Raw genomic sequence first — 16,021 nt, forward strand, 5'->3', positions numbered from 1 at the left:
CATCCGGGCGGACGTGGCGTTATGCCAAAATCTCCGCGAGGAACGCCGCCGTGTGGCTGGCGGTGGACTTGGCCACCTGTTCCGGGGTGCCCGTGGCCACCACCTGGCCGCCTCCCGAGCCGCCGTCCGGGCCCAGATCCACAATCCAGTCCGCGCTCTTGATCACGTCCAGGTTGTGTTCGATGGTGATCACCGTGTTTCCCTTGTCCACGAGGCCCTGCAGCACCATCAGAAGTTTCCTGATGTCCTCAAAGTGGAGACCCGTGGTGGGTTCATCGAGGACGTAGATGCTGCGGCCGTTGGAGCGTTTCTGCAGTTCCGCGGCCAGCTTGACCCGCTGGGCTTCGCCGCCGGAAAGCGTGGTGGCCGGCTGTCCCAGCCGGACGTAGCCCAGGCCGACATCCACCAGGGTATTAAGGTGCCGGGCGATGGGCGAGAAGGCAGCAAAGAACTCCGCGCCTTCCTCGATGGGCATGTTCAGGACGTCAGCGATGGTTTTGCCCTTGTAGTGGACCTCCAACGTTTCCCGGTTATACCGCGCGCCATGGCACACTTCGCACGGCACGTAAACGTCCGGGAGGAAGTTCATTTCAATCTTGAGGGTGCCATCGCCCGAACAGGCTTCGCAACGGCCGCCCTTGACGTTGAATGAGAACCGGCCCGGGAGGTAGCCGCGGACCTTGGCCTCGGTGGTTTCCGCGAACAGCTTCCGGATATTGTCAAAAACGCCGGTGTACGTTGCCGGGTTGGACCGGGGCGTGCGGCCAATGGGGCTCTGGTCCACGTGGACAACCTTGTCCAGGTGCTCCAGGCCCTGGATGCTCTTGTGGCGCCCGGCAACCTGCTTGGCACCGTTGAGCTTGTTGGCCAGCACTTTGTACAGGATCTCGTTGACCAGGGTGGACTTACCGGAGCCACTGACCCCGGTCACCGCCGTAAAGAGCCCCAGCGGGAACGCCGCGTCAACATTGACCAGATTGTTTTCCCGCGCACCGATGACCTTCAGCTCACGCTTCTTGTCGTATTTGCGTCTTTTCTTGGGAACGTCAATCTTCCGGCGGCCGGAGAGGTAATCCCCGGTTAGTGAGTTGGTGTTCTCGAGCAGGTCCTCATACGATCCCGAATGCACCACCTGTCCACCGTGCTCGCCGGCACCCGGGCCGATGTCCACAATCCAGTCGGCCACGTGGATGGTGTCTTCGTCGTGTTCGACCACGATCAGGGTGTTTCCCATGTCCCGCAGCCGGGTCAGGGTTTCGATGAGCCGGCGGTTGTCCCGCTGGTGGAGGCCGATGGAGGGTTCGTCAAGGACGTACAGCACCCCCACCAGGCCGGAGCCGATCTGCGTTGCGAGCCGGATGCGCTGGGCCTCACCGCCGGACAGCGTAGCCGAAGGCCGCTCGAGATTAAGGTACTCGAGGCCGACGTCGAGCAGGAAGGTCAGCCGGGCCTGGATTTCCTTCAGCACCTGATGGGCGATCTGGGCCTCCCGGCCGGTGAGGACCAGGTTGTTCAGGAAATCCGCGCAGGCCCGCATGGGCATCGCTGCGACGTCGGCAATGGACTTGCCATTGATCAGCACGGAGAGGGAGGCCGGGTTCAGCCGGGCGCCGTTGCAGGCCGGGCAGGGAATCTGCCGCATGTACTCTTCGTAGCGGTCCCGCGCCCATTCGGAGTCCGTCTCGCCGTGCTTCCGGTGCACATACTGGATGGCCCCTTCAAATCCGGTACTGTACTTCCGTTCGCGTCCGAAACGGTTCTTGTACTGGACCACAACCTTGTGGTCCTTGCCGTGCAGGACGGTTTGACGGACGTCCTTACCCAGCTTCTCCCACGGCGTGTTCATGGAGAAGCCCAGTTCTTTGGCGAGCCCCTCAAGCAGCCGGTTCCAGTATTCAGTGGTGGCCGTACCCAGCGACCAGGGGGCGATGGCGCCTTCAGCCAGCGACAGCTCCGGGTTCGGAACGATCAGTTCCTCATCCACCTCGAGCCGGGTGCCGATTCCACTGCAGGCCGCGCAGGCACCGAACGGATTGTTGAAGGAGAACGAGCGGGGCTCAATCTCATCGATGGCGAGGGGGTGTTCGTTGGGGCAGGCGAGGTTTTCCGAAAACGCGCGCAGCCGGCCGGGAGCGTCCGCCTCCACGTCGACGAATTCGGCCAGTACCCGGCCCTCGGCCAGTCCCAGTGCGGTCTCCACCGAATCGGTGAGGCGCTGGCTGATGCCTTCCTTGACCACCAGCCGGTCAACGACCACTTCGATGGTGTGCTTGAATTGCTTCCCGAGTTTGGGCGGCTCACTGAGCTGAATGAGCTCACCGTCCACCCGTGCCCGGGAGTAGCCCTTCGCGGTCAGTTCCTTGAAGAGGTCGACGAATTCGCCTTTGCGTCCCCGGACTACCGGAGCCAGGACCTGGAAGCGCGTGCCGTCGTCGAGTTCGAGCAGCTGGTCAACGATCTGCTGGGGGGTCTGCCTGGCCACCACCTCGCCGCAGACGGGACAGTGCGGCCGTCCCACGCGCGCCCACAGCAGGCGCATGTAGTCGTATATTTCGGTGATGGTGCCCACAGTTGACCGCGGGTTCTTGCTGGTGGACTTCTGGTCGATGGACACGGCCGGCGAGAGCCCCTCGATGAAGTCGACGTCCGGCTTGTCCACCTGCCCCAGGAACTGGCGTGCGTAGGCCGACAGCGACTCAACGTAGCGCCGCTGGCCCTCGGCAAAGATGGTGTCGAATGCCAGGGAGGACTTTCCGGAGCCGGAGAGCCCCGTGAAAACAATCATGGCGTCGCGGGGCAGGTCCAGGTCAACGTTCCGCAGGTTGTGTTCCCGCGCCCCCTTGACGACAAGGCGGGACAGGTCCGGCCGGGCAGGCGTGGCTCCGCCCGGGGCAATGGAGACGGGAACGGATTCAACTGCTGTTTCTTCAGCTACGGCTTTAGGCACCCACTAATGCTAATCGAAAACTTCTTCGAATATCCACGCGGCGGGTCAGTGGGCGTCGTAGGCGGCGGCCAGGAGCTTGACCGCTTCCGCAAACGTGGCCCCCTGCGCCTTCGCCACCGAAGCGTAGGCGCCTGCGGCAGCGGAAAGCGCATTCGACCGCTCACCACGCGCGCTGATGACGGTGCCGTTCCTGCCTTGGGTGGCGACCACTCCGGCCGCCTCGAGTTCCTTATAGGCGCGGGCCACGGTATGCGGGGCAACGTCAAGTTGTTCCGCCAGCGCACGGACCGCCGGAAGTCTGGTTCCGGGCGGCAGCTCACCGCTGTCGGCCAGCCGGATCACCTGCAGCCGCAACTGCTCAAAGAGTGGCACAGTGCTGGCCTGGTTAGGTGTCCACGTCCCGGGGAACCCCTGGGCTGGACTCATCGGCCTGCCTCCAGTGTTCCGGCCCGGCCGGCAAACTGGGCCTTGTAGAGCCGTGCATAGTGGCCGTTGGCAGCCAACAGGTTTTGGTGCGTACCTTGCTCTGCGATGCGTCCGTGATCCATGACCAAGATTAGATCAGCGTCCCGGACCGTAGACAAACGGTGGGCGATGACAAAACTTGTTTTGCCCCGCCGCAATCTCTGCATGGCCTGGCGGATCAGCACCTCAATGCGTGAATCCACTGAACTTGTGGCCTCGTCAAGGATCAGCACCCCGCGGTCTGCCAGCTGCGCCCGTGCGATGGCGATGAGCTGGCGCTGCCCGTGACTCAGCGGCTCCCCGCCGCTGTCCAGGACGGAGTCGTAGCCGGCCGGCATGGACCGCACGAAGTGGTCCAGGTGGCTGGCCTCCGCCGCAGCAGTCACCTCTGCGTCCGTTGCGCCGGGCCGGCCGTATTCGATGTTCTCCCTGATGGTGCCCGCGAAGAGCCAGGCATCCTGGAGCACCACTCCGAAACCCTCGCGCAGGGTATCCCTGGACATGACGGCAATGTCGGTGCCGCCGATGCTGATCCGGCCCGCGTCAGGTTCGTAAAACCGCATCAGAAGATTCACAACAGTGGTCTTACCGGCCCCGGTATGTCCGACGATAGCCACCGTCTGCCCCGGCTCCACCGTAAACGAGAGGTCCCGGATGACGGGTTCGCCTGCGTAGCCAAAGGTGACGTTGTCAAAAACGATTCGTCCGGCCGGCAGGGCAGCCGGGCCGGATTCCTTTGGCTCGACAGGAATCTCCTCGGCGTCGAGGAGTTCGAAGACCCGGTGCGCCGAAGCCGCGCAGGACTGCATGACGTTCAGCATGCCGCCGATCTGGCTCACCGGTTGCGTGAACAGGCGGCTGAACTGGATAAACGCCAGAATTCCACCAATGGTCATGGCACCAAGGGTGACCTGGAATGCGCCCACCACTGCGACGGCGATGTAGGTCAGGTTGGAAATCAGGATCATCAGGGGCTGAACAAGCCCTGACACGTATTCGGCGAGGGCGGACGCGCGGGTGAGCCGGTCGTTGCTGGCACGGAAGACCTCTGCTGCGCGGTCCTGGTGCCCGAAGGCCATCACCACCTCATGGCCGGTGATGAATTCCTCCACGTGCGCGTTCAGGACCCCGGTTTCGGTCCACTGGCCCGCAAAATGTGCCTGGGATTTGCGTGCCACCAGAACCGTTATCACGGTGGACACCGGCACCGAGACCAGGGCAATCAGCGCCAGGAGGGGCGATATCCAGAGCATCATGGCCAAGGCGCCGGACAGCATCAGAACAGAAATGATCAGTTGCGTCAGGACCTGGCTCAGTGACTGGGAAATGTTGTCGATGTCGTTGGTGACCCGGCTCAGGACGTCGCCGCGGGACTTCCCGTGAAAGTAGTTGGAGGGAAGCCTGTGCAGCTTTTCCTCAACGGATGCCCGGAGGCCCTGCATCAGGCCCTGGACTGACCCCGCGGTCAGCTTCCCCTGGACCCAGTTGAAAAGGGAAGCCCCGACGTACATCAACGCGACAACTGCCAGCAGCCGGCCCAGCCGGTCCCGCTCAAACAGGCCGCTGTACACCCCGTCCACCACGATGTCCGTGGCTTCCCCGAGGTAATTCGGGGCGGCCACGTTCAGCCCGGCGAAGCAACACGTGGCTATGACGGCGGCACGCATCCGCCACCGGAAGGGGTGCAGCAGGCTGAGCAGTCGGCGGGCAGCGGGCCAGAACTCCTTGTCCGGTGCGCCCGGGATCGGCCCGGTCACTGGAGGCTCTCCAGGGCCAACTGCGACTCGGCGATTTCGCGGTAGGTGGTGGAGGCTTCCAACAGCTCAAGGTGCGTCCCCTGCGCGACCAGCCGCCCGTCGTCGAGCACTAAAATCCGGTCAGCGCCGGCAACGGTGGAGATCCGCTCGGCGACCACGACCACCACGGCCTCGGTCAGGGTGTCCGCGAGGGCATCCCGGAGCCGGTTCTCGGTACCGAAATCGAGTGCGGAAAAGCTGTCATCAAAGAGATAGATCGGCGCCTGCCGGACCAAGGCGCGGGCGATGCAGATGCGTTGCCGCTGGCCGCCGGAGAGCGTCACTCCGCCTTGGCCGACTTCGGTGGCCAGCCCGAGGGGAAGTTCGCGGACAAACCCTGCCGCCTGCGCAGTTTCCAGCGCCTGCCAGAGCTCGGGGTCGGTGGCCTCTGGATCGGCGATCCGCAGGTTATGGGCGATGGTCCCCGTGAACAGATGCGACCGCTGCGGGACAACGGCCATGGAACGGCGAAGGACTTCCAGCGGGACGGTGCGGATGTCCCGGCCGCCGATGGTGATGGTCCCGGCGGTGGCATCAAGAAAGCGGGGCAACAGGCCCAGCAGGGTTGATTTGCCGCTGCCCGTTGAGCCGATAACGGCAACGGTAGTGCCTGGGCTTGCTGTAAAGCTGATGTTTTGGAGCACCGGACTTTCGGCACCGGGATAGGCGAAGCGCACATCCGTGAAGGTGATGCTGCCCCCGTCGAAGGCTTCCCCGCGCACGTCCCCCACATCCCGGACCGAAGGCTGGGTATTGAGCACAGCATTGAGACGCTCAGCGCACGCCGCCGCGCGCGGGGCCGCGGTCAGGACGTACATGGCCATCATGATGGCCAGCAGAATCTGCATGATATAGGCGATGAAGGCCGTCAGGGCCCCGATGTTCATCTCGCCGGAGAACACCCGGTGTCCCCCGAACCACACCACGGCCACGGAGGAAAGATTCACCACGATCATGATCAGCGGAAGCATTGCGGCAATGACCAGGGCGGATTTCAGGTTGTTTCCGGTCAAGCTGGTATTTGCCCGGGCAAACCGGCGTTTCTCGTGGCCCTGCCTGACAAAGGAACGGATGACGTTGGCTCCGATGATCTGCTCGCGCAGGATCTGCCCGGTGGCGTCCAGCAGTTCCTGGCCGCCGCGGTAGAGCGGTATCAGACGCCGGACGATCAGGTACATGATGAGCAGAAGCACCGGCATGATGATGACGACGATGCTGGACAACACCACGTCCTGCTGCCAGGCAAGATAGACCCCGCCCACTGCCATGACGGGCGCCGCCACCAGCATGGTGAATACCAGGACCGCGAACGACTGGATCTGCTGGGTGTCGTTTGTGGCCCTGGTGACGAGGCTATGGGCACCGAAGGACGCCACCTCCTGGGACGAAAGCGACTGGATTTTGGTGAAAACCTCAGCCCTCAGCTGTTGGCCAAGGGTCATGGCCACAACAGCGCCCAGGTAGCCGGCAGCCACAGCCGCTGCCGCCTGGATGGCCGCAACCAGGGCCATATCAACGCCGAGCCGGACAATCTCGGGGGTGTTGCCGGCCACGATGCCGTCATCGATGATGGCAGCGTTAATGGTGGGCAGCAGCAGAATGCCCGCGGTCTGAACCAGCTGCAGGGCGATGATGGCGGCTACACGGCCCTTGTTGCCTGCCAGCAACCTCATCAATAAGGCGAAAAGCACTACACCTCCTGGGTTGGTGGGGAGGCCGATGAGGCTGAGGCTTTTGGCCATCCCCACGAGGCCGGTTATTCCTCATTTCCGACTGAACATTCACTGTTAGTCACATGGCTATACGGGCCTTGTAAATAACATCGAACGAATGGAGTTTAGGCGGAAAGTTGCTTTTGCGCTACGGCGAAGATCCGCCGGAAGGGAAAAACTGTCCCGTGGGCGGTGGCAGGATAGGCAATCCGCAGTGCGGCAGCGTACTCGGCTTCGAAAGCCGCACCTTCCTGGGGTGAGAGGACGGCCAGCACCGGCCGCAGCGCGGTGCCGCGCACCCACTCAAGCACCGGATCGGTCCCGGGGAGTACCTGCTGATAGGTGGTTTCCCAAGCGTCGGCAGTGCATCCCGCGTCCAGCATGGTGCGCAGATAGTCGGCCGGTTCCCCCACGGATTCCCCGCCGCGGAGAACGCCTTTCAGCAGCGGCCGCCAGCGGGCGGTGGCGGCCAACTCCCGCATAAGGGTGTGTGACGGGGCGTTGAAGTTTCCCGGTACCTGCATGCCGAACCACGCGCCCGCGCGCAACGCGGCCAGCCACCGGCTCAGCATCTCCTGGTGCCCGGGCACCCACTGCAGTGCGGCGTTGGTGACCACCACGTCGGTTTCACCCGAGGGCATCCACTGGGCAATGTCGGCCTGTGCAAAGGCCAGGCCGGGAGAAGCGTCGGCCTGGCCGGCGGCCCGTTCCAGCATTTCAGCTGACGAGTCGAGGCCCAGGACCCTGGCCTCGGGCCATCGCCGGGCGAGGGTGGCCGTCAGGTTGCCGGGGCCGCAGCCCAGATCGACCACCTGACGGGGGCGGTCCGGCCGGATCCTGCCTGTGAGGTCAAAAAACGGCCGGTCGCGGTAGTCGCCGAACTGGACGTACTTCAGGGGATCCCACTTCACAGTTCCTCCATAATTGGGCGCCGGGTGGCTTCCCGCGAGCCTAACCCCGCCATGCCCGGATATCGGGCATCTGCGGGGCACTAAGCTGGAAATCAATGAAACTCGTTGACCAGCTGCCTGTCCTGTCCGCCTCGAACCGCCCGGCCGCAGGCATCGACCCGGACGTGCTCTACAGCCGGTTCCTTGAGTGGACCGGGAGCCGCGGCCTGGACCTGTATGCCGCCCAGGACGAAGCCATCATGGAACTGGCCACCGGCGCCAACGTCATCCTCGCCACGCCCACGGGGTCCGGAAAATCGCTGGTCGCGATCGCGGCACATTTCCAGGCCATGGCACGCGGGCAGCGGAGCTACTACACGGCTCCCATCAAGGCCCTGGTTTCAGAGAAGTTCTTCGCCTTGTGTGAGATCTTCGGCGCCGAAAACGTCGGGATGATCACCGGTGATTCAGGCGTGAACCAGGACGCGCCGATCATCTGCTGCACCGCGGAAATCCTGGCAAACATCGCGCTGCGCGAAGGCGAGGCCGCGGACCTCGGCTCAGTGGTGATGGATGAATTCCATTTCTACTCCGACCCCCAGCGCGGCTGGGCGTGGCAGGTCCCCCTGCTGGAGCTCCCCCAGGCCCAGTTCCTCCTCATGTCGGCAACGCTGGGAGACGTCAGCCGCTTTGAGGAGGGCATCACCGAACTGACAGGCCGGCCCACCACTACGGTCAGTTCAGCCGAGCGTCCCATTCCGCTGCATTACTATTACCACGAGACCCCTGTCCATGAGACGTTGGAGGAGTTGCTCTCCACCCGGCAGGTGCCGGTCTATGTGGTGCATTTCAGCCAGATCGAGGCCATTGACCGTGCCCAGACGCTGATGAGCATCAATGTGTGCACGCGTGAGGAAAAGGACAAGATCGCCGAGCTGATCGCGAATTTCCGTTTTGCCGCCGGGTTCGGTAAAACCCTCAACAGGCTGGTCCGGCACGGCATCGGCGTCCACCATGCCGGCATGCTGCCGAAGTACCGGCGGCTCGTGGAACAGCTCGCACAGGCCGGCCTGCTCAAGGTCATCTGCGGAACTGACACGCTCGGCGTCGGCATCAATGTGCCCATCCGCACCGTCCTGCTCACCGCCCTGAGCAAGTACGACGGCGTGCGCACCCGCCTGCTTAACTCGCGGGAGTTCCACCAGATCGCGGGGCGGGCCGGGCGGGCAGGCTACGACACCGCGGGCACGGTGGTGGTGCAGGCGCCGGAGCATGTGATCGAGAACGTCAAGGCAATGGCCAAGGCCACGGCGAAGTTCGGCGACGACCAGAAGAAGCTGCGCCAGGTGGTCCGGAAGAAGCCGCCGGAAGGGTTTGTGTCCTGGGGCGAACCCACGTTCAAACGGCTGGTCGAGTCGGCGCCGGATCCCCTCAGCTCCAGTTTCACCGTGACCCACTCCATGCTGATGAACCTGATGGAACGGCCGGGGGACCCGTTTGCCGCGGCACGCCGGCTGCTGACCGAGAACCATGAAACCCGGCCCGCGCAGCTACGGCTGATGAAACGCGCCCTGGGAATCTACCGCGAACTCCTGGCCGCCGAAGTGGTGGAACGCATCCCCGAAGCGGAGCAGGGCGCAGACGGCAGGACCGTCCGGCTGACCGTCCACCTGCAGGCCAACTTTGCCCTGAATCAGCCGCTCTCGCCGTTTGCGCTGGCGGCGCTGGAACTGCTTGACCCGGAGTCGCCGTCGTACGCCCTTGACGTGGTGTCCGTGATCGAAGCGACCCTCGAAAAGCCCCGGCAGATCCTGTCCGCCCAGCAGAAGAAGGCCCGCGGGGAAGCCATTGCGGCGATGAAGGCTGACGGCATCGAATACGACCAGCGGATGGCCATGCTGGAAGAGGTTACTTACCCGCAGCCGCTCGCCGAAATGCTGGGCGAGGCGTTCGAGGTCTACCGCAAGGCCGCACCCTGGGTGGGCGACTTTGAACTGGCGCCCAAGTCGGTGGTCCGGGATATGTACGAACGGGCCATGAACTTCGGCGAGTTCGTCCAGTTCTACGGCCTGGCCCGCTCCGAAGGCATCGTCCTGCGTTACCTCGCGGACTGCTTCAAGGCGCTGCGCCAGACGGTGCCGCAGGACCTGCTGCGTGAGGATCTTGAGGACCTCATTGCCTGGCTGGGTGAGCTGGTCCGGCAGGTCGACTCCAGCCTCCTGGACGAATGGGAGGAATTGACCTCCGGCGTGGCACCCACCCCGCACGACGAACCTCCTCCCCCGCCGCCGTCGCTCACGTCCAACATCAGGGCCTTCCGGGTGATGGTCCGGAACGAAATGTTCCGCCGCGTGGAACTGTTCGCCGACGAGGACGCCGCCGCGCTGGGCGAGCTGGATGCCGGCGCCGGCTGGGATGCGGAGCGGTGGGAAGACGTTTTGGACGACTACTTCGACGAACACAACGACATCGGCACCGGGCCTGACGCCCGCGGCCCCGGGCTGCTCATCATCACCGAGGAACCGGGGCTGTGGAAAGTCCGGCAGATCTTCGACGACCCGGCCGGCAACCATGACTGGGGCATTTCCGCCGAAGTGGACCTGGCGGCGTCGGACGAAACCGGAACCGCCGTGGTCCAGGTCACCGGCGTCAACCGGCTGTAGGGGCGCAGCACCGTGGAATCCGTCCCCGACCTGACCGCCAGCCTGCGGGTCCTGGACGCCGTGAAGGCCCAGCCTGCGGCACGGTGGGAGGGGCCCCGGTGGTGGTGGGGCGGTCCACTGGATGTTGAGGGCCTGGCGCTTGGCGCGGTCCAGGCCGCCGCCACAGCGTTGAACGCCCTGACCGCGGCACCCGGGAGATATGCCCTCGCTTCCGGTTCCACGGCCGCTTCCTTCGATTCGCTGGGGCATCTGCGGATCGCCGGCAGGAAAGCGGAAGGTTTCGCTCCGCTGTCCGGATTCCGCCGCACCGGAGACGGTTGGATCCGCCTGCATGCAAACTATCCGCACCACGCGGCCCGTCTGATGGCTGCCCTGTCCGCCGACACGCCACCGGCGGTGGACCGCGCACTGCTGCACATGACCTCCCTCGAGGCGGAGGAAGCCATTACGGCGCACCAGGGTGTGGCGGCTGCCGTCCGCACGCGCGCGGACTGGCTCACGACGCCGATGCACGCGGCCGCCGGCGCCGGGCCGTGGATCCGCATTTCACGGCCGCCCGGGCAGGCCCGGCAAGGCGGTCCGCTCCCGTCATGGACGCCATCCCCTGATCCACGCCGTCCTTTGGCCGGGCTGAAGGTCCTGGACCTGACCCGCGTCATCGCCGGGCCCACGGCCACCCGCCTGCTCGCGGCCCTCGGTGCGGATGTCCTGCGCATTGACCCGCCGCACCTCCCGGAGCTGACCGACGCCTACATCGACTCCGGCTTCGACAAACGCAGTGCCGTGGCTGACTTCCGGAGCGCCGCCGGCCTCGAGGCCGTGAGGGGCCTCGCCGGGTCTGCTGATGTGGTGGTGGCCGGGTACCGTGCGGGTGGCCTGGACCGGTTCGGTCTGGGCGCTGAGCCGCTGTTGGCCGCCCGTCCCGGCCTTGTGGTGGTCACCCTCAGCGCGTGGGGTGACGGCGGTCCATGGAACGGCCGGCGCGGCTTTGACAGCCTGGTCCAGGCAGCCACCGGGATCGCTGCAAGATATGGCCGGGGCGCCGCCAACGCCTGGGTTCCCGGCGCGCTCCCCGTGCAGGCGCTGGATCACGCCACCGGGTACGGCCTGGCGGCGGCAGCCCTCGCCTTGCTGGCCGAACGGATCAGCAGCGGGCTTGGCGGCAGCGCACGGCTGTCGCTGGCACGGACCGCTGAGGAACTGGTGCGGCTCCCTGAAGCACACAACTCCGCTGCTCCCCTGCCGGACCCGGAGTTCCGGAGCATGGCAAGCCCCTATGGGAGCCTGCGTTTTGTGGGACCGCCCCTGCTGGCTGACGGTGTGCCGCTGGAGTATGCCGAAAGCCCGGTCCGGTACGGCAGCTCCGAACTTCGCTGGCGGTAGCAGCCCGGCGGGCGCCGGCTGCAACAGAGCCCTTGTAAACTCGACCCATGAGTGTAATCCGCCCCGCCACCCCGCAAGACGTCCCCGTCATTCTGCAGATGATCCACGAATTGGCCATCTACGAGAAAGAACCCGACGCAGTTCAAAATACGCCCGAACTGCTGGCCGGGGTGCTGTTCGGCGAGAATCCCCGAGTGTTCGCCGCGATGGCCGAGAACGCCGGAGGCGAGGTCCAGGGGTTCGCTCTTTGGTTTCTGAACTACTCCACGTGGGAAGGGGTCCACGGCATCTATCTGGAGGACCTTTACGTCAGCCCGGATGCCCGCGGGGAAGGCCACGGCAAGGCGCTCCTGAAGCACCTGGCCGCCACCGCCGTCGAAAACGGGTATGCCCGGGTGGAATGGAGCGTCCTGGACTGGAACGAGCCGTCCATCAACTTCTACCGGAGCCTGGGTGCCCGGCCCATGGACGGCTGGTCTACGTTCCGGCTGACCGGCGCGGCACTGGAAAGCTTCGGCACCAACACGCCGGCGGCTGCCCGTGCCTGACCGGGCCGTCTCCGCCGGAGCTTTAAGCGCGGCACCGCCGGGTGGCCATGTCATCAAGGCCCGCCACGAATTCCGTGGCATGCGCACGGCCGAACACTATTTCACGGTGCCACTGAACCACTTCGAGCCGGCCCCGGGCGCCAGCGGTGAAGCGCCGGAGACCATCACGGTCTTCGCCCGCGAATATGTTTCCTCCAGCCACTCCGTGGCTGAGGCTGAAAGTCTTCCCTGGCTGTTGTTCCTCCAGGGCGGCCCGGGCGGCCGCGGGAACAGACTGGCCTCGCTGGGTGGCTGGAGCAAAGCGGCTGCCAGGGATTTCAGGATCCTCATGCTGGACCAGCGCGGCACCGGCCTATCGTCACCCATCGACCGGAACTCCTTGCCGGCCCGGGGAACAGCTGAGGCCCAGGCTGCCTACCTGGAAAACTTCCGCGCGGACTCCATCGTGGCCGATGCGGAACTCATCCGTGCCGCGCTCGGCTCCGGCCCCTGGTCTATTTACGGACAAAGTTATGGCGGGTTCTGCGCGCTCACGTACCTTTCATTTGCACCGGAAGGCGTCAAGGAAGCCCTCATCACCGGAGGCCTGGCGCCGCTGGACGGGCCGGCCGACGACGTCTACCGCGCCACCTTCGGGCGTGTCGCGGCACGCAACGCGGAATACTTCGGCTGGTATCCGGAGGACCGTCTGACGGTGGAGAGGATCGCTTCGCACCTGCGCCAGGTGGCGGAGTTCCTTCCCGACGGCGGCAGGCTGACGGTTGAGCGCTTCCAGATGGTGGGCGCTTTCCTTGGCGGCAACACCCGCGTCGACGGCCTCCACTACCTCCTCGAAGGAGCCTTCACGGACACCCCGGACGGTCCCAGGCTGTCCGATGCGTTCCTGGAACAGGTACAGGGCATCGTGTCGCGCCGCAGTAATCCGCTTTATGCCCTGATGCACGAGTCCATCTACGGGCAGGGCAGGCCCACTGACTGGGCCGCGTGGCGGGTTCTGCGCGACTATCCGGAATTCCACCCCGACGCGGAGCCGCTGCTGCTGACCGGCGAGATGGTTTACCCGTGGTACTTCGAGCAGGACCCGTCGCTTGAGCCACTCCGGGACGTGGCCGAACTGCTCGCCGCCAAGCCTGACTGGAAGCCGCTGTATGACCGCAAGCGCCTGGCCGTGAACAGCGTACCTGCGGCCGCGGCTGTCTACCGGGACGATATCTACGTGGACCGTGAGCTGTCGCTGGAAACCGCGGCGGCCGTCCGGGGCCTCCAGGTGTGGGAGACCTCGGAGTTCCACCATGACGGCATTTCTGATGACGGCGAAGCCATTTTCGGCCGTCTTTTGGGAATGGTTCGTTCGGCCGGCGGCCCCGCTTAGCGGCAGCGTTGGCAACCGTTTAGCTGCGGGCCTTACCGGCGGAGAGCGGGCGGGCGCGAAAAGGGCGCCGCTGGATTTGCTGCTAAGCCAAGCGCCCCCTGAGCTCGATGCTTCAGCTGAATGCCACTTGCACGGGCTTGAACCTGAAAGGGCCGCCGCATCCCGGTCCGTAGGGGTGTTCCCCGGTTGACTCCGTTTCGATGGGCAAATTGCCGGCTACGCGGCCACCGGAAGTGGCCACGGCCTCCACAAAAATCGACGTGACACTAGCAGGCGGGCTCAGGTACGGCGGGGACTGCGGAACCAGCCATTTTCCCTCCGGGTTTCTCGTCACCGGCTCAGGAGTGCATCCCTCCCCAAAGCAAGCCGCTGCTGACGCCGGCGGGGTGGAAAAGGTCAGCTCCACGTCACCCACATAGGCGTAACCGACTGCTGGACATGCCCGGCTGACCGAGGGCATGCGGCCGAGCAGGACGGCAAGTGCCAACACGGTGACAATAACGCCCGACGCAAGCAGAAGTACGCTCCGACGGTTCATACCGCGAGCCTAAACCCGTCAGGCATCGGGAGTCTCGCCATGGCGGACTCCGTTATACAAGGTTCACCGCTGCTTGTGAGCAACCCGTTGCGGTCATGTCCGAGTGTGCCTGGCAGGGTGCAATGCGGACAAGGCCGCATACCTGTGGGCCAGCTACTTTAGGGCCGCGGATTCCCGAGTCTCGTAGCTGAGGTTGCTGAATTCCTCGTCCAACTCATTCACCTGGATGAGGTATCCATCCGGGTCCTGGACAGTGAGATACCGGCCGAAGTTTTCGTCCATGATCTCTGATGGCACGTAACCGGCGTCTCGAAGGCGCTTGGCGGTGTTCTCCAGATTCTCGTCAGTTGTGAATTGCAGTTCCACGGCTCCCGCATCGACGTTTCTGGTTTGAGCTTCGGCGATGTGGAGGCCCAGCTGACCGCCGTCGCCGCGCATGTCCGCCCAGGTTCCGCTTGTTGCTGCAGCATTCTCGTTCAGCCCGAGCGTGGAATAGAACTTGTTTGCGAACTCGATGTTCACCCCCTTCAGGAAAAAGGACAGCAGCCCCGGCCGCGGGGGCGGCCGGGACTGCTGTGACGTAGGAGGTGGGCGCCGGGCCTACTCGGAGTCGCTGAGGCTCCTTCTGGCGTCTTCTTCCAGGCGGGGGTCCACGGGGGACGCTTCAGCTTTGGAGCTCATCAGGCTTGCTATCACAGCAACGATGATGGTGCCCACGATCACGGCAAGGGAGACAAACGTGGGGATCTCCGGAGCCCATTCGATGTGGTTGCCACCGTTGATGAACGGCAGTTCGTTCACGTGCATGGCGTGCAGCACGAGCTTCACTCCGATGAACGCCAGAATGAAGGACAAAGCATGCTTCAGGTAGATCAGGCGGTTCATCAGGCCACCCAGCAGGAAGTAGAGCTGGCGGAGGCCCATCAGGGCGAACAGGTTGGCGGTGAACACGATGAACGGGCTCTGGGTGAGGCCGAAGATCGCCGGAATGGAGTCCACGGCGAAGAGCAGGTCGGTCAGGCCGATGGTGACGAACACCACCAGCATGGGGGTGAAGACTTTCTTCCCGTCCACCGTGGTACGCAGCTTCCCTTCGTCGAATTTCTCCGACATGGGGATGACTTTGCGGATTTGGGCGATGAGCGGGTTTTCCTTGTCCTCCTCGTCCTCGCCTTCGTCCTGCGCCTGCTTCCAGGCGGTCCAGAGCAGGAAGGCCCCAAAGATATAGAAGACCCAGCTGAACTGTTCGATCACGATCGCGCCGAGGAGGATGAAGATGCCTCGCAGGATCAGGGCAATGATGATGCCCACCATCAACACTTCCTGCTGGTATTTCCGGGGTACGGAGAACCTGGCCATGATGATGATGAAGACAAACAGGTTGTCGATGCTGAGGCTGTACTCTGTGACCCAGCCCGCCACGAACTGGCCACCGAATTCTGCGTTGGTGAACGCGAACATCGCACCGGCAAAGACCAGGGCCAGGCTGACGTAGAAGGCCACCCACAGGCCGGCTTCCTTCATCGATGGTTCGTGGGGACGCCGGACAACGAGGAGAAGGTCAAGGAGAATGATCAGGCCGAGGACGACAAAGGAGCCGACCTCAAACCACACAGGCAAATCAAGCACGGGTAGCCTTTCGCAGGGTACAGAGAAATGGTGTAAGTCTCTCCGGCCTGCCTGTGCACTTGGTGCTGAATTGGCGGA

The 16,021-nt window shown here is 64.4% G+C and carries 11 protein-coding genes; 4 read left to right on the forward strand and 7 right to left on the reverse strand.

What is annotated here, in order from left to right; all coding sequences use genetic code 11:
* Window positions 1–19: 19 nt before the first annotated feature.
* The 5 genes from uvrA to PY310_RS14005 form a co-directional block, all read right to left on the reverse strand.
* Complete coding sequence (uvrA, locus tag PY310_RS13985; RefSeq protein ID WP_275215070.1) at window positions 20–2,947, reverse strand: excinuclease ABC subunit UvrA; 2,928 nt, start codon at window positions 2,945–2,947, stop codon at window positions 20–22.
* Window positions 2,948–2,992: 45 nt separating this feature from the next.
* The gene (locus PY310_RS13990) at window positions 2,993–3,373 is read right to left on the reverse strand and encodes a GntR family transcriptional regulator (protein ID WP_275215071.1); all 381 of its coding nucleotides are present in this window, start codon (window positions 3,371–3,373) and stop codon (window positions 2,993–2,995) included.
* Complete coding sequence (locus PY310_RS13995; protein ID WP_275215104.1) at window positions 3,370–5,079, reverse strand: ABC transporter ATP-binding protein; 1,710 nt, start codon at window positions 5,077–5,079, stop codon at window positions 3,370–3,372. Before PY310_RS13995 ends, PY310_RS13990 begins: the two co-directional genes overlap by 4 nt.
* Before the next feature lie 86 nt (window positions 5,080–5,165).
* Window positions 5,166–6,881: an ABC transporter ATP-binding protein gene (locus tag PY310_RS14000; RefSeq protein ID WP_419095494.1), complete on the reverse strand. Its 1,716-nt coding sequence runs from the start codon at window positions 6,879–6,881 to the stop codon at window positions 5,166–5,168.
* Between the two features lie 164 nt (window positions 6,882–7,045).
* On the reverse strand, window positions 7,046–7,831 hold the full coding sequence (locus PY310_RS14005; protein WP_275215073.1) for a trans-aconitate 2-methyltransferase: 786 nt from the start codon (window positions 7,829–7,831) through the stop codon (window positions 7,046–7,048).
* Window positions 7,832–7,926: 95 nt separating this feature from the next.
* On the opposite strand from PY310_RS14005, the gene PY310_RS14010 reads away from it, so the two are divergent.
* From PY310_RS14010 to PY310_RS14025, 4 genes are all read left to right on the forward strand, one after another.
* Window positions 7,927–10,473: a DEAD/DEAH box helicase gene (locus tag PY310_RS14010; protein ID WP_275215074.1), complete on the forward strand. Its 2,547-nt coding sequence runs from the start codon at window positions 7,927–7,929 to the stop codon at window positions 10,471–10,473.
* A gap of 12 nt (window positions 10,474–10,485) precedes the next feature.
* On the forward strand, window positions 10,486–11,856 hold the full coding sequence (locus PY310_RS14015; protein ID WP_275215075.1) for a CoA transferase: 1,371 nt from the start codon (window positions 10,486–10,488) through the stop codon (window positions 11,854–11,856).
* A gap of 47 nt (window positions 11,857–11,903) precedes the next feature.
* Entirely contained in the window at window positions 11,904–12,404 is a 501-nt protein-coding gene (locus tag PY310_RS14020; protein WP_275215076.1) for a GNAT family N-acetyltransferase, read from the forward strand.
* A 79-nt stretch (window positions 12,405–12,483) separates the two neighbouring features.
* Complete coding sequence (locus tag PY310_RS14025) at window positions 12,484–13,776, forward strand: alpha/beta fold hydrolase (protein ID WP_275215105.1); 1,293 nt, start codon at window positions 12,484–12,486, stop codon at window positions 13,774–13,776.
* Between the two features lie 691 nt (window positions 13,777–14,467).
* Here PY310_RS14025 and PY310_RS14030 read toward each other — a convergent pair.
* Both PY310_RS14030 and PY310_RS14035 read right to left on the reverse strand, forming a co-directional pair.
* Entirely contained in the window at window positions 14,468–14,836 is a 369-nt protein-coding gene (locus PY310_RS14030) for a VOC family protein (protein ID WP_275215077.1), read from the reverse strand.
* Window positions 14,837–14,914: 78 nt separating this feature from the next.
* On the reverse strand, window positions 14,915–15,943 hold the full coding sequence (locus PY310_RS14035; protein WP_275215078.1) for a TerC family protein: 1,029 nt from the start codon (window positions 15,941–15,943) through the stop codon (window positions 14,915–14,917).
* Window positions 15,944–16,021: the final 78 nt, after the last annotated feature.

It is taken from the genome of Pseudarthrobacter naphthalenicus, from assembly GCF_029076445.1.
Classification (GTDB): Bacteria; Actinomycetota; Actinomycetes; order Actinomycetales; family Micrococcaceae; genus Arthrobacter; species Arthrobacter naphthalenicus.

What these genes read in the sequence shown, in the direction of transcription:
- PY310_RS14020 (WP_275215076.1), top strand. Translation starts at nt 11,904, where the DNA reads ATGAGTGTAATCCGCCCCGCCACCCCGCAAGACGTCCCCGTCATTCTG.
- PY310_RS14025 (WP_275215105.1), top strand. Translation starts at nt 12,484, where the DNA reads ATGCGCACGGCCGAACACTATTTCACGGTGCCACTGAACCACTTCGAG.
- PY310_RS13995 (WP_275215104.1), bottom strand. Translation starts at nt 5,079, where the DNA reads ATGCGTGCCGCCGTCATAGCCACGTGTTGCTTCGCCGGGCTGAACGTG.
- PY310_RS13990 (WP_275215071.1), bottom strand. Translation starts at nt 3,373, where the DNA reads ATGAGTCCAGCCCAGGGGTTCCCCGGGACGTGGACACCTAACCAGGCC.
- PY310_RS14000 (WP_419095494.1), bottom strand. Translation starts at nt 6,881, where the DNA reads ATGAGGTTGCTGGCAGGCAACAAGGGCCGTGTAGCCGCCATCATCGCC.
- PY310_RS14010 (WP_275215074.1), top strand. Translation starts at nt 7,927, where the DNA reads ATGAAACTCGTTGACCAGCTGCCTGTCCTGTCCGCCTCGAACCGCCCG.